20 protein-coding genes are annotated in these 21,322 nt (G+C 46.8%); 5 read left to right on the forward strand and 15 right to left on the reverse strand.

Annotated elements, in window-relative coordinates; genetic code table 11:
- Positions 1-79: 79 nt before the first annotated feature.
- The gene (locus L2713_RS01715) at positions 80-691 is read right to left on the reverse strand and encodes a superinfection exclusion B family protein (RefSeq protein WP_086902005.1); all 612 of its coding nucleotides are present in this window, start codon (positions 689-691) and stop codon (positions 80-82) included.
- Positions 692-858: 167 nt separating this feature from the next.
- Between L2713_RS01715 and L2713_RS01720 the strand changes: the two genes are divergently transcribed.
- Complete coding sequence (locus L2713_RS01720) at positions 859-2,490, forward strand: ATP-binding protein (RefSeq protein ID WP_248966663.1); 1,632 nt, start codon at positions 859-861, stop codon at positions 2,488-2,490.
- Positions 2,491-2,614: 124 nt separating this feature from the next.
- Here L2713_RS01720 and tcdA read toward each other — a convergent pair whose 3' ends face one another.
- Positions 2,615-3,433 (reverse strand): tRNA cyclic N6-threonylcarbamoyladenosine(37) synthase TcdA, encoded by an 819-nt coding sequence (gene tcdA, locus L2713_RS01725; protein ID WP_248966664.1) that lies wholly within the window; start codon positions 3,431-3,433, stop codon positions 2,615-2,617.
- A 416-nt stretch (positions 3,434-3,849) separates the two neighbouring features.
- Here tcdA and L2713_RS01730 point away from each other — a divergent pair, with 416 nt between their 5' ends.
- On the forward strand, positions 3,850-4,914 hold the full coding sequence (locus L2713_RS01730; RefSeq protein WP_248966666.1) for a porin: 1,065 nt from the start codon (positions 3,850-3,852) through the stop codon (positions 4,912-4,914).
- A 430-nt stretch (positions 4,915-5,344) separates the two neighbouring features.
- The gene (locus L2713_RS01735; RefSeq protein WP_248966668.1) at positions 5,345-6,388 is read left to right on the forward strand and encodes a porin; all 1,044 of its coding nucleotides are present in this window, start codon (positions 5,345-5,347) and stop codon (positions 6,386-6,388) included.
- A 170-nt stretch (positions 6,389-6,558) separates the two neighbouring features.
- Here the strand turns inward: L2713_RS01735 and parC are convergent, their stop codons facing one another.
- From parC to nudF, 7 genes are read right to left on the reverse strand one after another with little or no spacing between them, the layout of a single operon-like run.
- Entirely contained in the window at positions 6,559-8,835 is a 2,277-nt protein-coding gene (gene parC / locus L2713_RS01740; protein WP_248966670.1) for a DNA topoisomerase IV subunit A, read from the reverse strand.
- Complete coding sequence (locus L2713_RS01745) at positions 8,828-10,003, reverse strand: PQQ-dependent sugar dehydrogenase (protein ID WP_248966672.1); 1,176 nt, start codon at positions 10,001-10,003, stop codon at positions 8,828-8,830. Before L2713_RS01745 ends, parC begins: the two co-directional genes overlap by 8 nt.
- A gap of 52 nt (positions 10,004-10,055) precedes the next feature.
- Positions 10,056-11,942 (reverse strand): DNA topoisomerase IV subunit B, encoded by a 1,887-nt coding sequence (gene parE, locus L2713_RS01750; protein WP_248966674.1) that lies wholly within the window; start codon positions 11,940-11,942, stop codon positions 10,056-10,058.
- A gap of 56 nt (positions 11,943-11,998) precedes the next feature.
- Entirely contained in the window at positions 11,999-12,574 is a 576-nt protein-coding gene (locus L2713_RS01755; protein WP_248966676.1) for a YqiA/YcfP family alpha/beta fold hydrolase, read from the reverse strand.
- A 26-nt stretch (positions 12,575-12,600) separates the two neighbouring features.
- Complete coding sequence (cpdA, locus tag L2713_RS01760) at positions 12,601-13,440, reverse strand: 3',5'-cyclic-AMP phosphodiesterase (RefSeq protein ID WP_011623972.1); 840 nt, start codon at positions 13,438-13,440, stop codon at positions 12,601-12,603.
- 15 nt (positions 13,441-13,455) lie between these two features.
- On the reverse strand, positions 13,456-13,896 hold the full coding sequence (locus L2713_RS01765) for a DUF1249 domain-containing protein (protein WP_248966678.1): 441 nt from the start codon (positions 13,894-13,896) through the stop codon (positions 13,456-13,458).
- Between the two features lie 4 nt (positions 13,897-13,900).
- On the reverse strand, positions 13,901-14,512 hold the full coding sequence (nudF, locus tag L2713_RS01770) for an ADP-ribose diphosphatase (RefSeq protein WP_248966680.1): 612 nt from the start codon (positions 14,510-14,512) through the stop codon (positions 13,901-13,903).
- Between the two features lie 243 nt (positions 14,513-14,755).
- Here nudF and tolC point away from each other — a divergent pair, with 243 nt between their 5' ends.
- Positions 14,756-16,063, forward strand: coding sequence for an outer membrane channel protein TolC (gene tolC / locus L2713_RS01775; RefSeq protein WP_011623975.1), 1,308 nt, complete (start codon positions 14,756-14,758; stop codon positions 16,061-16,063).
- Between the two features lie 73 nt (positions 16,064-16,136).
- Here tolC and L2713_RS01780 read toward each other — a convergent pair whose 3' ends face one another.
- Genes L2713_RS01780 through L2713_RS01790 form a run of 3 tightly spaced genes read right to left on the reverse strand, consistent with a single transcriptional unit; the run spans position 16,137 to position 18,339 of the window.
- Positions 16,137-16,874, reverse strand: a complete 738-nt coding sequence (locus L2713_RS01780; RefSeq protein WP_041408875.1) for a TIGR04219 family outer membrane beta-barrel protein — start codon at positions 16,872-16,874, stop codon at positions 16,137-16,139.
- 2 nt (positions 16,875-16,876) lie between these two features.
- Positions 16,877-17,845 (reverse strand): DUF2333 family protein, encoded by a 969-nt coding sequence (locus L2713_RS01785; protein ID WP_011623977.1) that lies wholly within the window; start codon positions 17,843-17,845, stop codon positions 16,877-16,879.
- 11 nt (positions 17,846-17,856) lie between these two features.
- Positions 17,857-18,339, reverse strand: coding sequence for a copper chaperone PCu(A)C (locus tag L2713_RS01790; protein WP_011623978.1), 483 nt, complete (start codon positions 18,337-18,339; stop codon positions 17,857-17,859).
- Positions 18,340-18,373: 34 nt separating this feature from the next.
- Here L2713_RS01790 and L2713_RS01795 point away from each other — a divergent pair, with 34 nt between their 5' ends.
- The gene (locus L2713_RS01795) at positions 18,374-19,111 is read left to right on the forward strand and encodes an enoyl-CoA hydratase-related protein (RefSeq protein WP_011625227.1); all 738 of its coding nucleotides are present in this window, start codon (positions 18,374-18,376) and stop codon (positions 19,109-19,111) included.
- 137 nt (positions 19,112-19,248) lie between these two features.
- On the opposite strand, the gene L2713_RS01800 is transcribed toward L2713_RS01795, so the two are convergent.
- From L2713_RS01800 to dusA, 3 genes are all read right to left on the reverse strand, one after another.
- Complete coding sequence (locus L2713_RS01800; RefSeq protein ID WP_011623980.1) at positions 19,249-19,449, reverse strand: PspC domain-containing protein; 201 nt, start codon at positions 19,447-19,449, stop codon at positions 19,249-19,251.
- A 145-nt stretch (positions 19,450-19,594) separates the two neighbouring features.
- Positions 19,595-19,888 (reverse strand): hypothetical protein, encoded by a 294-nt coding sequence (locus tag L2713_RS01805; RefSeq protein ID WP_011623981.1) that lies wholly within the window; start codon positions 19,886-19,888, stop codon positions 19,595-19,597.
- Between the two features lie 208 nt (positions 19,889-20,096).
- Entirely contained in the window at positions 20,097-21,104 is a 1,008-nt protein-coding gene (gene dusA, locus L2713_RS01810) for a tRNA dihydrouridine(20/20a) synthase DusA (RefSeq protein WP_346347591.1), read from the reverse strand.
- Between the last annotated feature and the right edge of the window lie 218 nt (positions 21,105-21,322).

The raw sequence follows: 21,322 nt of genomic DNA on the forward strand, positions 1-21,322 counted from the left end.
AAAATTGCACGTTGTTATGGGGGTTAATCTAACCCCCATTTTTTGTGCCTGTGATTTCTGCTTTAGAACACAACCCGCATTAAGCGGCGTGTTTACGGCTTTGCACTACCCCATTTAAGAACTGCGGACGCGCTTTAATCAAGTGCTGCATTTCTTCCTGACTCGGCTCTCCCGCGGGTAAACGCAGTACTCCACGATTCAGATACATGCGTGCCTTCATCGAAATTTTATAATCCGCCGTAGGACCTTGGATCGCATAATGGCGCTCATTGCCTAAACATTCGAGGATGCAGGCATTCAGTAAGCTTTTTACTGCGGGTTCATTTTGCGGCAATGTCAAAATGGTGGCGCCCTGTAAAAAGAACTCCCGCAAGAGGGCTCGCTCAGCACGGTCCATCAGGTTGACCTTAGCTTCAATCGTTTCCGTCACGCGTTTATCACTTAAATGACGAATCGACTCATCTAAGCCAAGGTTTAATAACTGAGTTAAGAAATAAGCAATTGAAATGATTAGTCCTAGGCCAACGAAATGGGCATGCTCGGGGACGAATTTATCCAGCGCCAACAAGGCGAGCACATTCGATGGGATCGCCAATAACACAGCGCAGCTGACCATTAGCCATAACATGACTCGAAACATCATCTTTTTAGGGCTAAACAATTTCACTGAATCCAGTTTGAGTTTAATCATAATGTTATCCCAGCGACAAAAAATTGAACTTAGACGGCATCAAGCAAGTTTGATGCCACTGTATCAGTCAAAATTACGGGATATTTCATGGGGATAAAATGCACAATCTGGATGCTTGAGTCTATGCTTATAAGCATCCAACTCGCTATCAGATAAAGACTATTTAGATGCTGACATTCTTTAGTCAATTTATTAAAAGCCCGATAGGCAGGCATCTCACCTTGTCTATCGTGCTGTTCAGCTCTCTGATTACCTTAATGACGACCGCCTACCAACTGATCAGCGACTACCGTGGCGATGTCACTCGCATCGACCGTGTATTCTCCAATATTGAAAAAGCTAACCTCGATGTCCTCGCCGCCAGCATTTGGGTTATCGATGAAAGACTGATTAATACTCAACTAAATGGCCTTATCCAACTACCTGATATCAATTATATTTCAATCAAAGATGATAGTGGTCAGTCATGGAATTCTGGCGAGCAAAAGCAAAACCACACGCTCAGTAAAACCTTTCCTCTGGTGTATAAGTCGCCCACGGATAATATCAATGTCGGCAGTTTAGAAGTGCAAGTGGATATGGATGCTATCTATCAACGTCTCTACGATAAAGCGATCCTCATTCTGCTCTCCAATGGCATTAAAACCTTCTTAGTCGCAGGATTTATCCTGTTTCTCGTCTGGTACAACATCACTAAACATCTCGACAAACTAAGCAATTACTGCAAACGCATCGACTTAGATACCGACTTTGAACCGCTACAATTTGAACGTAAAGACAAGGTCGATGAGTTTAAGCAAGTCGCCGATGCCATCAACAGCATGCAGGACCAGCTTCGCAGCTCCTTTGAGGCACTGAAAAGCTCTAAAGCCGAACTGCAAACCGCCTTAGAAGACAGAGAACGGTTGCTGAAACTCGAACGTAGCTATAAAGAAGAGCTCGCAAGACAGGTAAAAGAAAGAACCCAAGAATTAGAACAGTCATTAACAGCGCTAAAACGGGCGCAGCAAGTATTAGTTGAGCAGGAAAAAATGGCCGCCTTGGGTGGGCTGGTCTCTGGGGTTGCCCATGAGATCAATACACCGATCGGCATTTGTTTGACGGCGGCCAGCACTCAACTGAACCATATCGAAGAGCTAATTGACCTCATTCACAGCGAACACGCCACCCTCGACGAAATCAACGCCATCTTAGATGAGTATCAAGAAAGCTGTGAGCTAATCGTCCGTAATATCACCAAAGCCAGCAGCCTGATCCAAAAATTTAAAACGATCGCCATCGATCGTAGCCACGAAGAACATCAGTGCATTAATCTGCAAAGCCAGCTTAAGGAGATCCTAGAATCGACTTTAATTATGTATCCCAAGGTCAGCGTACAAACCCAGCTACAGGTTACGCCAACACTCAATATCCAGACCAATGTCAGCCTGCTCAATCAAATCGTTAGTAATATTCTCTCCAACGCCTTCACCCATGCCTTCCAGGATAGGCAGAATAACCAAATTCAGATCACAGCGGATTTAGAGCAAGACTATGTCAATATCAGCATTGAAAACAATGGTATCGCCATCCCCCCCGAGGTGGCAGAGCATATGTTTGAACCCTTCTTTACCACCAACAGAAGTAAAGGTGGCACAGGCTTAGGCTTATCCGCCGCCTTTAATGCTGCCACACTGCTAAAGGGCACCATGAACTACCAAGCAGACTCGGCACTGGGAGGCGCTAAATTCAATATCCGCATTCCCCTTACCCAGTGCGATGCACCTAAACTGACTACACACCATGACTTTACAATTTGATGATGCGCTTGATGGCGAGTAGAAGGCGAGCAAAGCAAACACTGGTGCCACTAAACAAAAATCCACAGCAATGGCTGTGGATTTTTGTTGTTAAAGATGAGTCTTTATCTTATTGATTCGCCGCTTATTCGCTCGCAGTTGGTTCATTTGCAATTTGAGCGAGCCTAGCAAGTACCCGGCTGGCCGCCACAAAGCCAAAAGTCCCAGTCACCATAGTGACGGCACCAAAGCCAGAGGCACAATCCATACGCATAGAACCATCGGCCGTCGCTTTACTGCTACACACGGAACCATCGGCTTGGGGATAAACTAATTGCTCGCTGGAAAACACAGCATCGACGGCAAAACGGCGCTGCACATTTTTGGAAAAGTTATATTCGCGGCGCAAAATATTACGCACTTTTGCCAGTAAAGGATCTTGGTAAGTTTTAGCCAGATCGGTAAGCTGGATCTGTGTTGGATCGGTTTGGCCGCCCGCGCCACCAACGGTCACTATCTTAATTTTTTGACGTTTACACCAAGCAATCAACGCCGCCTTTTGTTTAACCGCATCAATACAATCAACCACATAATCGATATTGCCACCAGCTTTTGACCCGAGCAAATACTCACTAAGGTTATCGACAGTAATAAAGTCTTCCACCTCATTGACTTGGCAATCGGGATTGATCGCACGGATCCGCTGCGCCATCACAGCCACTTTAGACTCGCCAATCGTCGATGACAGAGCATGAATTTGACGGTTCGTGTTCGTTACGCAGATATCATCCAAATCAATCAGGGTAATTTGGCCAATGCCACTGCGTGCCAACGCCTCCGCCGCCCATGTGCCAACGCCACCAATGCCAATCACCACCACATGGGAGGCGGCAAATTTAGCGAGCGCCTTTTGCCCGTACAAGCGGCCAATGCCACCAAAGCGATTCTGATAGGCTTCAGTCATCAATACTTACCTTATATCTAACTAACAATGGCCGCCCTTAGAGGATGTGAAAGACAATCTACAGCAGCGTAACGCAATAAAATGCGCCGTGGATTTTATACGATTTGGGCCAAAAACCGAAATCTATCTCGGCCTAGGTGCGCCGAGTAGCACTCAGATACAAAAGTGCGGCAAATGTAGTCATTGGCACTTTCCTGAATCATAGGCTCATACATTAGGTAAACTCAGATTAAAAGTTCGTTTTAACCTTGTAAAACATAGTGTTAAAAACAGAGCCATTTCAGCGCCAAGTGATCAAGATCACATTTTTAATTCGTTTGCCTGTCACACTGCGCAGCACCAAAGCTCCACACTCCGCAGTAAAAAGAGATAACTCTTGCTGCATAAAATAATGATATAAGTACAGGAAAATGAAGATGAAAAAGAATCTGCTCACTCCAGCGATTGCCGCTAGTCTCGCATTTTGCTCATTTAACTCCCTGGCCGATGGCCCAGAATTTTACGGCCATGTCGACCTGAGTATCACCGACTCAGAAAAAGGTTACGCCGCTCAAAATCAGAAAGATGGCACAGTACTCGAAAACAACTTTTCTTGGGTGGGTGTCAAAGGATCTGAAAGCGTAAGCCCCTACTTTGATATCATCTATCAAATGGAATTTGGCGTAGAAAACTTTGATAACTCGAATAAAACCTTCAATGCGCGTAACACCTTCCTCGGGGTGAGAAGTGTAGCGGGTACCGTTTTAGCGGGCCGTAACGATACAGTATTTAAAGCGTCCGAAGGCGGTTTTGATTTGTTTGGCAACACCAACGCCGATATCGACCTGTTATTGGCAGGCCAAACGCGCTCTGCCGATGGTATTTCCTATTATTCGCCTAAGATCGCCGATCTTATCACTCTCAACGCTACCTATCTGATGAGTGACAACTACGATCAACGCGATAGCCAAGGCAACGAAGTTTATAGCCAAGATCAAATGTATGCCTTAAGCGCCACTTTAGGCGACAAGACCTTTAAAACCCATAATTACTATGTTGCGGCGGCCTATAACGATGGCATCGAAAATATCGAAGCCTACCGTGGTGTTGCCCAAGCAAAATTTGGTGATTTCCTCTTTGGTGCCATTTATCAGCACAGCGAGCATATTGACGACAGATTCTCAAATCTCTCGGGTGAGACCTATTTTGTGAATGCTGCTTATCTGATGGATGATTTGAAACTCAAGCTGGTTTACGGCAAAGATGACTCTGGTTTAGGCAAATATGTCAGCCGTTTTGTCGGCAGCCAAGACAGCGGTAACCTCGAACAAGTGAGTGATGTCGACCTTCAACAGCTCACAGTAGGCGCAGATTACCGACTTAGCACTAAGACTATGGTCTATGGTCACTACACTCGCTTCGACGGCGACCTTATGCTAGCAGGTACAAAACAAGACCTAGACGACAACGTGTTTACTGTAGGTTTACGTATTGATTTTTAATAGTATTATTCTAATTCGAAACAGATAATATTTGATAAAAAAGCGGCTTTGGCCGCTTTTTTATTGTATCTCATACTAAATAGCATTCTCCCGCCCCATTTATGACAAACTTGCGACAACATTAGTATATGCTACAGTTAGCCTCGCCGACTCACTTAAGCCACAGCGCTTTACCTACCTCTTTAGTAGTAAGTGAAAAATACTGTTTTACCACTTTCACTCCAATTTGCGGTTGAGATATAAGGAAATATCCTAAAAAACCCCGAATATGGACAAGGAGAGCCAAAAACATGATCTGCAACACAGCCTGCAAGTCGTAAAACTGTAAAAATCGGCGGCAACTTTGTTACCGATTCCAGTAACAAATGTGTTAAACCACACAAAAACCATGAAAAATGGAAAAGAACTTAGGTTCGAGGGAGCACAAAACATGAAAAAGACATTCATCTCTGCATCAGTTGCATCAGTACTGGCACTGGCTTCATTCGGCGCGCTAGCCGAAGGCCCAAGCTTCTACGGTCGTTTAGAGCTTGCTGTAACTAATACTGAAACAGGTGCAACTCTACAATCTGGCACAAACGGTGTTGATTTAGGTGAAAGCGGCACTTACTTAGAAAACAACTTCTCTTTATTAGGTGTTAAAGGTACTGAGAAGATTGCTGATGGCTATGACGTTGTTTATCAAATGGAATTCCAAGTTGAAAACACTTCTGGCTCAGGTGACGTGTTCAAAGCTCGTAACACTTACTTAGGTTTAAAAACTAATGCAGGTACTGTATTAGTGGGTCGTAACGACACAGTATTCAAGCAAGCTGAAGGCGGCGTGGATATTTTCGGTAACACCAACGCGGATATCGACCGTTTAATTAGCGCTCAAACTCGTAGCGCTGACGGTGTTTGGTATTACTCTCCAAAAATCGCTAACTTAGTGACGTTAAACGCAACTTACCTGTTCGACGATAACGACACTACAGCTAAAACTAACGAAAGCTTATACGCTCTGAGCGCGACTCTGGGTGATAGCAAGTTCAAAGAACAAAACTACTACGTAGCTGTTGCTTACAACAAAGGTATCGATGCAGTTGATGCATACCGTGGTGTAGCTCAAGTTAAATTAGGTCAGTTCAAACTCGGTGGTTTATTCCAAAACTCTGAAAAAGTAACTGATAGCGCTATCGACGGTAACACTTACTTCGTGAACGTATCTTACGATCTGAACGGTGTGAACCTGAAAGCTGAATACGGCTACGATGAAGCTGGTTTCGGTAAATACTACAAAGCATTAGGTCAAGCTGGCGCCGATGATATCAGCGTACAAAACGTTAACCTAGGTGCTGACTACCGCTTATCTAAATCAACTATGGTGTATGGCCAGTACTCAATGTACAAAGGCGACTACAAAGACACTACTGGTGCTAAGTTTGACTTAGAAGACGACAACGTATTCTCTGTAGGTGTACGTTACGACTTCTAATATCCTTAAAAGATATTAGCGAAAAAAACCTACCGCTTGCAGTAGGTTTTTTTATACCTCAAATTTAGTACAAAGTGCCGAGTGATTGTCATAAAAAAGCCACTCAAGTGACACTTAAGTGGCTTTTATTAACTTGTTGCGACTAACTCTTACGCAAGCTCAAATGAGCGTTAAATGCTAGGTAAAACCTCTGCACCTTCGCCTAATTCAACGCTATCAACACGTTGTAATCCGCGCGGTAACTTGGCGCCACGGCGGCCACGTTCACCCCGATAATGCTCTAAATCGCTCGGTTTTAAGGTGAGTTTACGCTTACCCGCCCATAGGGTGACCGAAGTGTCAGCAGGCACAAGTTGTAAGTGAGTCATCAGCTCTTCACGATTCTTAGCGCGCTCACTCGGAATACCGATAATCTTGTTACCCTTACCCTTAGACAACTGTGGCAATGCTTCCAATGAAAACAGTAACATACGTCCTTCATTGGTGATGGCAAGAATCGACATCTCGCGATTGCGGTCAATCGGTCTCGGCGGCAAAGACTTGGCATTCGTCGGTAAGCTTAACAGGGCTTTACCCGCCTTGTTACGTGACACCATATCGTTGTAAGTACAGATAAAACCGTAACCTGCATCGGTGGCGAGCAGGAAACATTGCTCGTCTTCACCCAAAATCACATGCTGCATGGTTTCACCCGGTGCCATATTAAAGCGCGTGGTGATGGGCTCGCCTTGGCTTCTCGCCGATGGCAGGCTGTGACTGTCGGTCGCAAAGGCTCGTCCCGATGAATCAATAAATACCGCCGCCTGATTACTGCGCCCCATCGCACTGCATAGATATTGATCGCCCGCCTTATAGGACAAAGACTCGGCGTCGATATCATGGCCCTTAGCGCAACGCACCCAGCCTTTTTCAGATAACACTACAGTCACTGGCTCGCTCGGCGTCAGCTCCTGCTCAGTTAAGGCGCGGGACTCATGGCGCTCAACAATCGGTGAGCGGCGATCGTCACCATAGGTTTCGCCATCTTGAATTAATTCTTTCTTGATCAAGGTTTTTAAGCGGCGATCAGAGCTTAATAGCTGCTCTAATTTGTCACGCTCGGCCTCAAGCTCATCCTGCTCGGCCTTGATTTTAAACTCTTCTAGCTTGGCTAAGTGACGTAATTTTAACTCGAGGATGGCTTCGGCTTGCCTATCCGTCAGGTTAAAGCGCGCCATTAACTCGGCCTTTGGCTCATCGTGGAAACGAATGATTTCAATCACTTCATCGATATTGAGGAAGGCGATCATCAAGGCTTCGAGGATATGTAACCGTGCTAAGACTTTATCGAGGCGATACTCGAGACGACGTCTTACGGTATCGACACGGAACTCTAACCATTCGGTTAATAGCTCTTTTAATCCTTTGACGCGTGGACGACCATCTAGGCCCAAGACGTTCAGGTTTACCCTAAAGCTTTTCTCAAGATCTGTGGTCGCAAACAAGTGCGCCATCAGTTGATCGCAATCGACGCGATTTGAACGCGGCACCACCACTAGTCGCACAGGGTTTTCGTGATCAGACTCATCACGTAAGTCGGCCACCATAGGCAGCTTTTTCGCCTGCATCTGGGCGGCGATCTGCTCTAAAATTTTACCGCTACTGGCTTGGTGTGGCAGCGCGGTGATCACTATCTCACCGGCATCGACGCTATACACGGCGCGGGCTTTTATAGAGCCACGGCCCGTTTCATAGACTTTGGCAATGTCGGCCGCTGGCGTGATGATTTCGGCCTCGGTCGGGTAATCAGGCCCTGGCACATAGCCCATCAACTGCTCAAGTTCGAGTTTAGGATCGTCAAGCAGTGCCACACAGGCATTGACTAACTCTCTGGCATTATGGGGCGGAATATCCGTTGCCATACCGACAGCGATACCCGTGATGCCATTGAGTAAAATATGCGGTAAACGTGCAGGCAGCACTTTAGGTTCTTTTAAGGTGCCATCGAAGTTAGCGCCCCACTCGACCGTACCTTGTCCCAGCTCAGACAATAATACTTCGGAGAACTTAGACAGGCGCGCCTCGGTATAACGCATCGCGGCGAAGGACTTAGGATCGTCTGGCGCACCCCAGTTGCCTTGACCATCGACTAGCGGATAACGGTAAGAAAATGGCTGCGCCATCAGTACCATAGCCTCATAACACGCGCTGTCGCCATGGGGATGGTACTTACCGAGTACGTCACCGACGGTACGGGCTGATTTTTTATGTTTTGACTGAGCCGATAACCCTAGCTCACTCATGGCATAAATAATCCGCCGCTGCACCGGCTTAAGCCCGTCACCGATATGGGGCAAGGCTCGGTCCATGATGACGTACATGGAATAGTTCAGATAAGCTTCTTCGGTAAAGCGCCGCAGGGGCATCTGCTCTACGCCATCTAAGCTTAACTTGATCGCGTCACTCATTTTCTTCTAGTTCCTGTGGTTCTTCAATATTATCGCCATCCTTATAGAACAGCCGATACAGGTTACCTTTCAAATCATCCGAGATGTACATTGCGCCATCTTCCCCCGATAACAAGGCATAGGGACGGGCAACGGGAAACTCGCCATCAAGAAAACTCACTACGGTTTCACGGCTGACAACTTGCTCATTCTCGAGTTTCAACATGACGATCTGATAACCCACTTTGCTTGAACGGTTCCAAGAACCATTTTCAGCAACAAACAATTGATTATGGTAGATCTCAGGGAATTGCTTACCGCGGTAAAACGCAAGGCCCGTCGGTGCAACATGGGCCGGCAGTTCATACACTGGGACGGTAATTTTTAAATTTTTAGGTTTTTCGTAGGCAGGCTCGACTACAGACGAAGCGTGCAAATACGGGAAACCATAATGGCTGCCAATCACATCGACCCGGTTGATTTCATCGGGCGGTAAATTATCCCCCATCCAATCACGGCCTTGGTCGGCAAACCATAACTTGCCATCTTGGGGAGACCAGTCAAATCCGGTCGCATCACGTACGCCTAAAGCAATCTGCTCACTTGCTCCAGTATCGACATTAATCGCAATTATGCTGCTGTAGGGCGCACTCGCCTCACACACGTTGCACGGGGCACCGATGGAGACATACAAGCGGCCATCGGGGCCAAAATTCATCGCTCGGGCACTTTTCTTATCAGATTCTGGCAGATCGCTGTAGATCTCTTTCGGGCGAGTCGGACGGCGCAAGCGCTGCTCGATATCAATAAAACGTACGATACGGTTTTCGGTTGCAACAAAAAGATCGCCATTATGGAAGGCTATCGCGTCGGGGGATTCGAGCCCTTTCGCAATCACATAACGTTTGTCGACACGACCATCTTGATTGCTATCAACGAGCGCATGCACTGTGCCACTTTTATTGGAACCCACAAATAGCGTGCCATTTGAGCCCATGGCAATCTGTTTTGCATCCCCGAGATCGGAGGCATAAAGGGATAAACCAAATCCCTTCGACACGGTAATCATGATCGACTGAGACCCCGCTATCGCCGTCTGACTTGTTAATAATGCCAGACTCGCCAGTAGGGTCCAGAAGGCAGAGAACACCCTTAAATATTTATAATTATTAGTTTTTATATACAACATGGTAATTTTCTTTATGCCTAAGTTTTATTGTTATCGGCAATAGTGCACAACATTAAAGTACCGCCATGTCACCCTTATCCTCGAGCCAAGTTTTACGATCGGGCGAACGTTTCTTAGCCAGCAACATATCCATCAGTGAGTCTGTTTCTTCTACATCATCAATGGTTAACTGAACTAAACGGCGAGTGTTTGGATCCATAGTCGTTTCACGCAATTGCAGCGGGTTCATCTCACCCAGACCTTTAAAGCGTGTAACTTGGACCTTACCCTTTTTATTCTCGGCAGTAATACGGTCGAGAATACCTTCTTTTTCAGCCTCATCTAAGGCGTAGTAAACATCCTTACCTATATCGATACGGAACAGCGGTGGCATAGCGATATATACATGGCCCTGTTCGACCAGCACACGGTAATGTTTCAGAAACAGAGCGCAGAGTAAAGTTGCAATATGTAGCCCGTCGGAGTCCGCGTCGGCGAGAATACAAATCTTGCCATATCTTAACTCGGAGATATCGTTGCTGTCGGGATCGCAACCAATCGCCACCGAGATATCATGCACTTCCTGCGAGGCCAGCACCTGAGAGGCATCAACCTCCCAAGTATTTAGGATTTTACCACGCAGCGGCATAATCGCTTGGAATTCACGGTCACGCGCCTGTTTGGCACTGCCGCCCGCAGAATCCCCTTCCACTAAGAAGAGTTCGCCGCGCATCGGATCTTGGCCGCTACAGTCGGTCAATTTACCCGGTAATGCCGGGCCAGAAGTGACTTTTTTACGGGCGACTTTTTTCGCGGCTTTTAAGCGGCGCTGGGCGTTGTTGATACACATTTCCGCCAGCGACTCGGCCAATTCGGTATTCGAGTTTAGCCACAATGAAAACGCATCACGCACAATGCCAGAAACAAAGGCCGAGCTTTGACGGCTCGAGAGTTTCTCTTTGGTTTGGCCAGCAAATTGCGGATCTTGCATCTTCACCGAGAGAATGAAGGCAGCGCGATCCCAAATATCCTCAGGCGACAGCTTGATACCGCGGGGGATCAGATTGCGAAACTCGCAAAACTCACGCATCGATTCCAGCAAACCTTGGCGGAAACCATTCACGTGGGTTCCACCCAATGGCGTTGGGATCAAGTTAACATAGCTTTCGTTAATCGCATCGCCACCTTCGGGCAACCAAGTAATCGCCCAATCCGCGGATTCAATTTGTCCCTTAAAGCTGCCGATAAAAGGCTCTTCTGGCAGCATGAGGTTATCGCCAACCGCCGCCTTGAGATAATCCGTTAAACCACTCTCGTAGTACCACTCATGGACTTCGTTGGTGTGTTTATTGGTAAATTTGATCCTCAGGCCCGGACACAACACGGCCTTGGCGCGCAGCAAATAGATGAGTTTGGAGTTGGAGAAATTGGCCGAATCAAAATAGCTGGCGTCGGGCCAGAAATGTACTCGAGTACCAGTATTGCGACGACCACAAGTACCAGTGACTTTTAACTCTTCAACCTTAAAGCCATTTTCAAAAGCAATATCATACACTTGGCCATCACGGCGTACCGTCACTTCGACGCGACGAGACAGGGCGTTAACCACCGAAATCCCCACACCGTGCAAACCACCGGAGAATTGGTAATTCTTATTCGAAAATTTGCCGCCCGCATGCAGTTTAGTGAGGATAAGCTCGACCCCGGGAATGCCTTCTTCAGGGTGAATATCGACCGGCATCCCCCGACCATCGTCGGTGACTTCCAGAGAGTTATCGGTATGGAGCACAACTTCGATTTTAGTGGCGTGGCCCGCTAAAGCCTCGTCCACACTGTTATCTATGACCTCTTGGCCTAAGTGGTTAGGTCGGGTGGTATCGGTATACATACCTGGACGGCGTTTAACTGGGTCGAGTCCGTTAAGAACTTCAATGGCGTCAGAGGTGTATTGATTAGTCATAGTGTACGCTATAAGTTGTTATATCCGGCCATGTTGCGGCTCTGGATGACTATTTGTCAAGGTAAGTGTAAAAATTGGCTTACAGTTTGCAGATATCGCTCATAACCCACAAAACTGTGATCGCCACCGACTTCGATCCGTAATTGGCAATGGTGGTACTTATGCAGTGCTTCGCGATAATCCAGCACTTCATCGCCCGTTTGCAATAGTACCAAAAAACGATCGGGATTGCGGATAACAGCCGTATTAAATTCAGCCACTTCCTGCTTATGCTCCGGCAATACCTGATAATGCTCTTCGGTATAAGGGTTAAATTGCGGCCCCATAAACTCATCAAACAGCTCAAAGGGTTTGACGGCCGGATTCACCAACACGCCACGGCCACCATAATGCTCGGCCAAGTAACTCGCAAAATAGCCACCAAGGGACGAGCCAATATAGTTAAGCGGCTCGCCCGCTTGCTTAGCAGCCTCAACATATTGCAGCAGCAAAGCCATTGCGGCCTTGGGAGTATTGGGTAATTGCGGTTGATGGAATACTAAGGAAGGGTGATGCTCGGCGATATATTGCGCCGTCATCACCGCTTTATCGGAGAAAGGTGAACTGTTGAATCCGTGAATATAGAGCAGCATAGTTCCTCAAGCTGCGGTCACTCGCGTTAATAACCGCTGGAATCTTTATCGGGGGAAAACAGATTTCCCGGCACGCGATACACATTAGTGCAGATGCTACCATCGGCCTTGAGCTCCAGCAAACGATAACCCGGTTGCAATCCATCGAGGGCAAAATAAGGCGATTGCGGTTTAAACTGGATACAAGTAGAAGGCGTTGCCATTAATTGCAGCGCGCCATGGGGGCCATCGTAATCGGTATCCAACTGTTGGTGCACATGTCCCCAGAGTAACCCTTTTACCTGCGGGTATTGGGCGACACGTCGGAGAAACTCAGTACCGTTATCCATGCAATGTTGATCTAACCAAGCACAGTTCACCAAGATAGGGTTATGGTGCATCACCAATAAGGTATGACGGTCTGGATGTGCGGCTATGGCCTGTTCAATGAGTTCGAATTGACTCTCGGCCATATTGCCGCCGGGCTTTCCCCGAACGGTGGAGTCCAGCATCAGGATTTGCCATTTTCCGACCAAGATACGCTGCTGACCGAAAATCCGCTCACCCTGCATATGCAAAAACATAATCCGCGGATCATCATGATTACCCGGAAGATAATGGCAAGGTAAGTTGAGTGGCGCCACAGCGGCCACGAATTGACGATAGGATTCAGGGGAATAATCTTGGCTTAAATCGCCCGTGGCTAACATCAGATGCGCTGGATAGTCGACAGCACGAATCGTATTAAGCACAGCAGCAAAACTTTTACTGGTGTTGACCCCTAATAACTGAGCCTCAGGATCGGCAAAAAGGTGCGGATCAGTGACTTGCACTATGCGCACACTTTCTTCTTCAGCTATGGAGTAAGAGACTGCCTCTTTCAGCACATTGAATACCCAATTCTAAGACTGACACACCAAACGTTGTTGGCAGCCAATCTTCAATAACTCCCCCAGGAATGCATTAACCTGGTACTTTTCATCGCTATGATACATGCGTAAATTGGGGTAATCATACACTGGGCGCAATTGGTAAATCTGTTGACCAGTTAACACTTCTGCTAATTTAGCATCATGATAAATTCTCACTAACACCTTGGGAGTATTAATAAACTCCATGATTTTAACTGGTCGTGAGATCTCAACTAATTGAGTGTATTTGGTATTTTCTAAAATACGGATTACTAATACACCCGCTTCACCTTCGAGCTGCCAAGACTGCCCCACCTCTATATCGAGCGGTAACCACTTTTGCATATAGCCGTAGTTACGCCCGCATAGCGCTAAAAAGTCGCTCACGTTAGGTTGGTAGCGCGGTTTTCGGTGTGATGTTGAAATAGCCAAACCTTTATCCAACTTTAACCAGTTGCTGATGGTTTAATTGCAACCACTGCAATCCAATTACGGTCGAAGCATTGTCTATTGCCCCGTTGACGACCTCATTATAGGCATCCTCACGGTCTAACACATGCAATCGAATATCTTCGTGTTCGTCAGCTAATCCGTGCAGACCTTGCGCCTGGGATGAATCCACCTCGGCCCAATAGAAATAGAAACGTTCCGTACTGCCACCTGGACTTGCCAAATAACTATTCACAAAATGCATATTACGGGCGGTTAAGCCTGTTTCTTCGAGCAGTTCGCGGTGTGCGACATCCTGTGGCGTTTCGTCGGGCGCAATCATACCCGCGACCAACTCCATTAGCCAAGGAGATTTAGAGGTCGCTAATGCAGGGAAACGAATTTGTTCAATTAAAACAATCTTGTCACGCGCGACATCATAGGGAAGAACCACCACGGCATGGCCGCGTTCAAACACTTCACGGGTCACAGGTTGGCTCCAACCACCAGCAAAAAGCTTATGCTTGAAAGTAAACTGCTCCAAGGCAAAAAAGCCCTGATACAGCGACTTTGTCTCGAGAATTTCAACATCTGTTTTCGAAAAACCAGCAGGCTTCATATTTCAATCCTTAACCGTTAAATTTTCGCCTATTATCAAGGCAATTTGGCGCATTTTTAAAATAAAATCTGTTACACTTCGCAGTTGACTTGAACGTGTGGGAGTTTTTAGACTCTACGACATTAAGTTTTAGCTGTATCGGGAAGCGTCGGGAAGCGCAAACCGCCTTGGTAAAGGCATTACTTAGTCTAAACGAAGTTACATATTTCTCCTTTTGGAGAATTTGTCTAATAAGGACAGCAAATGAAATTTAAGATCCGTTCTCTATGCGCAGCATTGACTCTCGCGGCTTCCGCTCAAGCGGTTCAAGCAGATGATTTACTGCAAATATATCAACAAGCACTGACGAGCGACCCGCTAGTATTACAAGCACAAGCTCAACGTAATGCCTTGTTTGAAAAGATCGAACAAAACCGTGCACCACTGTTACCGACAATCAGCGCTAACGTGGGTTATGACAAAGCATGGAATGATCCTAAGAGCGATACCAGTGGATTGACCGGTAGCCTAAAGCTGAACCAAGTGATCTATGATCACAGCGCTTGGGTTGGTTTAAGCCTGGCCGAAAAAGCCGCTTCTCAAGCCGATTCAAACTACGCTTCTGCCCTGCAAAATTTGATCACTCGTGTGACTAAAGCCTACTTTGATGTGTTAACGGCGAAAGATAACTACGAGTTCCAAGGCGCAGAGAAACGTGCGATTGAACGTCAACTCGAGCAGACTAAACAACGTTTTGCCGTAGGTTTAACTGCGATTACCGACGTACATGAAGCGCAAGCTCAGTATGACTTGGCCTCGGCTACTGAAATTTTGGCTGAAAACACGTTAGCCAACAGCTACGAAGCCCTGCGTGAAATCACAGGAATCGATCACAAGACCATTAACGTGCTCGACACCAACCGTTTCTCCGCGGTAACGCCAGCACCGACCTCATCGAGTGAGTGGCTAAAGATTGCTGAAACCAACAGCGTCGATTTGATGACTCAACGCATCGGTAAAGATATCGCCCAAGAGACCATCAGCCTCTACAAAGCGGGCCATATGCCATCTCTTAGCCTAAACGCTGGCTATAACAAAGGGTTAGAGCAAAAAACTGGCGACGTGAATGAGCCTGATTTTGACAATGTGAACGTTGGTGTGAACTTAAGCATTCCTATTTTTGAAGGCTTTAAAGTCACCTCACAGGTCAAAGAAGCACAATTCCAATACGTGGAAGCGAGCGAGAAGTTAGAGCAAACCTACCGTAGTGTGGTGAAAAACGTTCGTAACAACTATAACAACGTAGGCGCTTCTATCAGCTCAATCCGTGCTTATGAGCAGTCAGTGATTTCATCTGAAAGTGCGTTAAAGGCAACACAAGCGGGCTTCGAAGTTGGTACTCGTACTATTGTTGACGTACTGAACCGTACCCGTGACCTGTACGACTCAAAACGTAAATTGTCGGATGCACGTTATAGCTACATCAACTCAATTATTGCGTTGAAACAAGCTGCTGGCACCTTAAATGAAGACGATGTTATCTCTATCAACAACGGTCTAAAGGCCGAATAAGATAGCGATACATCCCATAAAAAAACCGCCTAAATGGCGGTTTTTTTTATGGCTGATTCATTAGCGTTAACGCTTAGAAATCAATTTCTACACCTGCGAAATAACCGTCAAACTTGGTATCGGCGCTGATACCAGAGAAATTATTCACATCAAAGGCAAACTCACGGTAACCAACGCGTACACGGGTATCCACCGCCACGCCGTCAAACTCCCAGCCTAAGCCGATGGCATAGTCGTGTACGTTAGACTCGTTTACCCCAAGCATTAAATCCGCAAAACCGAATAAACCTAGGCCAGGCATACTCACATGCGTGCTGGCATAACCCATCACAATGCCGCTATCGACGTCTTTCTCTTCAGGGTGACCCGCGTCTTGAACGCGCAGAGAGCCATTCATCAGCTTATAGGCGGCACCGAGATCCAAAGACAGAATGTCGTTATCCAGCAACTCGTAATACAACACAAAATCAGTATTGCTCAGATCGGTATAGCTGGTCACATTGCCAGTAAAATCATGACCATTGAAGGTAAAGTCTGCATTCGTCAGACTGCCCTTCTGATCTAAGCTATTTTCACGAATTTTAAGATTCGGGATAAATGGCAGCGGATGCTCAACCGCAACCCAATAGCTGCCTTGTGCCGATGAGCTGTAGTCAAAACCTTGTTGTGGTTGACCTTTGTCGGCAAAAGTACCGCTGGTATCGGCGCGCCAGTAATCACCACCAATTTTGAATCCAACCACAGTAGCCGCTTGGGCAGAAGTGGCCATTAAGCATCCTAATACCGCACTGGCGAGGAGTGTTTTTTTCATAATTAACCTTGAGATAGCAAGTTCGTTAAATCAATCACCGCGGCATTCGCACGGGACACATAGTTAGCCATAACCAATGAATGATTAGCGACTAGACCGAAACCACTGCCATTAAGTACCACAGGGCTCCAAACCGTTTGTTGAGTTGCCTCCAGCTCACGAATGATCTGTTTCAGGCTGACCTCAGCATTTTTCTTTTTCAATACGTCAGCAAAGTCGACCTCGACTGCACGCATAAAATTCAGCAGTGCCCACGAGGCACCACGGCTCTCATAGAACACATCATCAATTTTCCACCAGCTGGTTTTCACCTGATGGCTGGCTAAATTCGGGGTCGATTGGCGCGCAGCATTGTCGCCGGCTAAATCGGTATTTAATCGCTCCTGCCCGACACTCGCCGATAAACGTTGAGACATGCTGCCTAAGCGTTTTTGGACTTCTTTGAGCCACTCGTTGAGGTTGTCGGCACGGGCGTAAAACTGAGCATCCTGATTGTTTGGATCCATCATCCGCGCGCGATATAGCTTGAGCAGCTTAACGCCATCGCGGTATTCACTCTCAGCGCTAGGCACTAACCAGCTGGTATGGTCGATGTTCAGCTTAGCCTGCGCCTCACTTAGGTCTTTATCCGCAGCGGATTGAGACTGGGAGCGGCTAAACTCTTTACGCATAATCAGCGCTAAATCACGAACTTGCTCTAAAGCGCCGTACTCAAACGCGGGCATGTTATCCATAAAGATTGAAGGGGGCATCACATCGTTTGATAACCAACCACCCTGCTTATCCAGCAATGTTTCAACGGTCAGGATCAACGACGTGGTGGTTGCATAACCCACGACATTCTTCTCTGTGGCCGTCAGCTGTTGTGGAGTCAGGGTATCGGGTTCGATACTCCACCACACACTCACTAGATAACCAATTAAAACAACAAATAAACCAACTCCGGTGACCTTCTTCCATGTTATTTGCATCAAGTGACTCCTTAATGATGGTGATGATGCTCATGTTCAGCAGCATTCTCGGCCTGCTTAGCAACAGGTAATGTAATCGTTAGATTCTCGCCATCGTCAAACGCTAACTGCAGTTTAACTTGCTGATCTAGGGCTAATGGGGCTTTGAGTCCGATGAGCATCACATGCTCTCCAGACGGCGAGAGGGTTAATTTTCCGTGGGAGGGAATATCGAAACCTTCAACATGGCGCATCTTTACCATGCCTTGTTCTTCGATGATGGTATGTAATTGTGCTTCCTTCGCGACCTCAGTCGTCACTCCGGTGAGGCGAACCGTTTTATCGCTATGGTTCTCCAGCGTAAAGTAAGCGGCGGTATTTGGTACTGTATCAGGCATTGCACGGACATGACCTTCGGTCATCACTACGTTCGCGAAAACAGAAAATGAGGCACAGGATAATGCGACAAAATTAAACATCTGTTTGAATATCGGTTTCAATGTCTTAAACTCCATGTCTACCCAATGTCGTCGTAAAGGAAAACAACCCATGAGTCATATACAGGTTCGGGATGATCAGGGCGTTCGTATTATCAGCTTTAATCGCCCAGATAAACGCAATGCACTTGATCTTAATATGTATAAACAACTGACAGAATACCTGATCGAAGGTGAAGCAGACAACGACATTCGTGCCTTTATGCTCCATGGCGAAGATAATTGTTTCACCTCGGGCAATGATGTTGCTGACTTTTTGAAAAATAGTGACTTAGGTCCAAATCATCCCGCGGTGCGCTTCCTATTTTGCCTGTTGGAACTCAAAAAACCGCTGGTTGCCGCCGTCTCTGGTGCCGCCGTTGGCATAGGCACAACGGTACTGCTTCACTGTGATTTGGTCTATGCCGACAACACGGCTAAATTTCAACTGCCCTTCGTGAATTTGGCCCTAGTGCCCGAGGCTGGCGCAAGCTTACTCTTACCCGAATTGGTGGGTTATCAAAAGGCGGCGGAGCTCTTGCTGCTCGGCGAAAGTTTTGATGCAAATACTGCACACAGACTGAATATCATTAACGATGTAATAGCCCAGGAAGAGTTACTCGGTTACGCCCTGAGTCAGGCCAAGAAATTGGCGAATCAGCCACCGCAAGCACTGCAAATCACCCGTCAGTTGATGCGACCACATAAAAACCGCGTGCAACACCAGATGCATCAAGAATTAGAACAATTTAGCGCAAGACTCAAAAGCGATGAAGCAAAAGCCAGATTTCAGGCTTTTCTTAAAAAGTGATACTCACTTAAACAGTGTTCACTATTGGCATGAGGGTCGATGCGCCCTCTTGTTGATAGCATCCCGCTAAAGACTGTGTCCATAAACTTGCATCGGCAATTCCACTTACGTCCCCAAATTGAGGGGTAAAATGTGGGTTAAATCGGTCTTTTCCATTGGTCCACAAGTAAGGCCAACACAAAGTAAACCAGCAGGCTCACACCCGGCATAAACAGAATCGCACCGGCCCACACGACGCGAGTCCAAAAACAGGACCAACCAAATTGCCACGCCATACCGGAGGCAACACCACAAACTAAACGTTCTGAATTGTCCATTCGCATTTGCGCTCGTTTCATTTTGAACTCCAATCGATGAATAACTTATTTATCGCTGACACTGTGCCACTGAAACCAGCAGATAATTCCTGAAAACAACGCGAGGCTAATCACTGGTAGCAGTAGCAGAGTCATAAGAGGTGCTACAAACCACATAGGCAGCTCCTTACTTGTTTGCGCTGTATTCGCCTGAGGTGACAGACTCACCTTGGTTATCCGCGCTCAGTGTTAGCTGGCTATTGAAGTCATAAATACTTTCAGCTAATTGTGTTTGCAGTGATAACACCAGTTCACGCTTAGTGTTAACCAACAACTCCTGCGCTTGGGTGCTCAGTGTTTGCTCGATAGCGCCCACTACATCAGATACAGGTGCCGCTTCGGCGTGTACAGAAACGCTCGCCATTAATGCACCAAATAACACACTCGCTTGAACTGATTTTTTAACGTTTGAAGTAAACATGATGTCATCCCTTTCCGATTGATTAACTTGACATAGGGACTATTACAAAGGGCGTGCCAACTTATCAAATAAGACTTAACACACTAATTTAATTAGATTTAAAAATTTATTTTAAGCTATAACGAGATAAGCGGGATATTTAGGAAAGGTAAAGTGGTGAAAAATACTACAAGCATTAGTCAATCTCACCACTTTTTAAATCGAATGATTATTGAGCAATTATTTCGCTCTGAATACTTTGGTAAGCCTGCTTGACCACCTCAATACCAGCACCATTTTTATGGGCGTTTTCGCTCAAATAACGACGCCACGCACGGGCACCCGGTAAACCTTGGAATAAGCCAATCATATGGCGAGTGATATGATTTAAGCGCCCGCCAGCCTGCAAGTGAGCCTCGATATAGGGCAACATAGCGTCAATCACAGCTTCACGGCTAATCACTGCCTTCTCGCTGCCGCAGAGTAGTTGGTCAACCTGCGCCAGAATATAGGGATTTTGGTAAGCCTCACGTCCAACCATCACACCATCTAAGTGTTGCAAGTGGTTTTTAGCCTGTTCAAGACTCGTTATGCCACCGTTAATACTGATATTGAGCGTAGGGTAATCACGCTTAAGCTGATATACCCGGTCGTAGTCTAAGGGCGGGATCTCGCGATTTTCCTTCGGGCTTAAGCCCTGCAGCCACGCCTTACGCGCATGGATAATAAACTCACCACAGCCTTTAGCCATGACAGTATCAATAAAGTGAGTCAGAAACTCATAGCTATCCTGCTCGTCAATGCCGATACGCGTTTTTACCGTCACAGGAATATCAACCACTTGCTTCATGGCATCGACACATTCAGCCACAAGCGCAGGTTCGGCCATCAAACAGGCGCCAAAGCGACCATTTTGCACGCGATCGGAAGGACAGCCCACATTGAGGTTCACTTCATCATAACCGCGCTCGGCGGCAAGTTTGGCGCAGCGAGCAAGTTCAGCAGGATTCGAGCCCCCCAATTGTAATGCAAGAGGATGTTCTTCTTGGTTATAGGCAAGATAATCACCGCGGCCATGCAAAATCGCCCCCGTCGTCACCATCTCGGTATACAGCAAGGCATTGGCCGACATTAAGCGAGCAAAATAACGGTAATGACGATCCGTCCAATCCAACATGGGCGCAATGGAAAAGGTGCGGTCGAGCTGTAGACCATCATTAAGATTATTTTTCAACACGTGACTATCGACTCAAGTAATTAGAATTTGCCAGTAAGTTCAAGCTTTGAGGGATAAAGCGCCTTAATTTAACTGCAGATGAGCCATACAGCGCCAGCGTAAAAATACAAAAACAGTAAACGAGTTAACGTTTACTGTTTTGTTGCCCCTCAGAGCTGGCGGGATTATACCCTAAACCGCCCGCTTTGGGGAGATGAAGCAGGGACAGAAGCCTAGCT

The organism is Shewanella seohaensis (assembly GCF_023283775.1).
Classification (GTDB): domain Bacteria; phylum Pseudomonadota; class Gammaproteobacteria; order Enterobacterales; family Shewanellaceae; genus Shewanella; species Shewanella seohaensis.

Bases quoted from the DNA above. Each gene is read 5' to 3' on its own strand.
- L2713_RS01715 (WP_086902005.1), bottom strand. From the start codon at position 691: ATGATTAAACTCAAACTGGATTCAGTGAAATTGTTTAGCCCTAAAAAG.
- L2713_RS01720 (WP_248966663.1), top strand. From the start codon at position 859: ATGCTGACATTCTTTAGTCAATTTATTAAAAGCCCGATAGGCAGGCAT.
- tcdA (WP_248966664.1), bottom strand. From the start codon at position 3,433: ATGACTGAAGCCTATCAGAATCGCTTTGGTGGCATTGGCCGCTTGTAC.
- L2713_RS01730 (WP_248966666.1), top strand. From the start codon at position 3,850: ATGAAAAAGAATCTGCTCACTCCAGCGATTGCCGCTAGTCTCGCATTT.
- L2713_RS01735 (WP_248966668.1), top strand. From the start codon at position 5,345: ATGAAAAAGACATTCATCTCTGCATCAGTTGCATCAGTACTGGCACTG.
- parC (WP_248966670.1), bottom strand. From the start codon at position 8,835: ATGAGTGACGCGATCAAGTTAAGCTTAGATGGCGTAGAGCAGATGCCC.
- L2713_RS01745 (WP_248966672.1), bottom strand. From the start codon at position 10,003: ATGTTGTATATAAAAACTAATAATTATAAATATTTAAGGGTGTTCTCT.
- parE (WP_248966674.1), bottom strand. From the start codon at position 11,942: ATGACTAATCAATACACCTCTGACGCCATTGAAGTTCTTAACGGACTC.
- L2713_RS01755 (WP_248966676.1), bottom strand. From the start codon at position 12,574: ATGCTGCTCTATATTCACGGATTCAACAGTTCACCTTTCTCCGATAAA.
- nudF (WP_248966680.1), bottom strand. From the start codon at position 14,512: ATGAAGCCTGCTGGTTTTTCGAAAACAGATGTTGAAATTCTCGAGACA.
- tolC (WP_011623975.1), top strand. From the start codon at position 14,756: ATGAAATTTAAGATCCGTTCTCTATGCGCAGCATTGACTCTCGCGGCT.
- L2713_RS01780 (WP_041408875.1), bottom strand. From the start codon at position 16,874: ATGAAAAAAACACTCCTCGCCAGTGCGGTATTAGGATGCTTAATGGCC.
- L2713_RS01785 (WP_011623977.1), bottom strand. From the start codon at position 17,845: ATGCAAATAACATGGAAGAAGGTCACCGGAGTTGGTTTATTTGTTGTT.
- L2713_RS01790 (WP_011623978.1), bottom strand. From the start codon at position 18,339: ATGGAGTTTAAGACATTGAAACCGATATTCAAACAGATGTTTAATTTT.
- L2713_RS01795 (WP_011625227.1), top strand. From the start codon at position 18,374: ATGAGTCATATACAGGTTCGGGATGATCAGGGCGTTCGTATTATCAGC.
- L2713_RS01800 (WP_011623980.1), bottom strand. From the start codon at position 19,449: ATGAAACGAGCGCAAATGCGAATGGACAATTCAGAACGTTTAGTTTGT.
- L2713_RS01805 (WP_011623981.1), bottom strand. From the start codon at position 19,888: ATGTTTACTTCAAACGTTAAAAAATCAGTTCAAGCGAGTGTGTTATTT.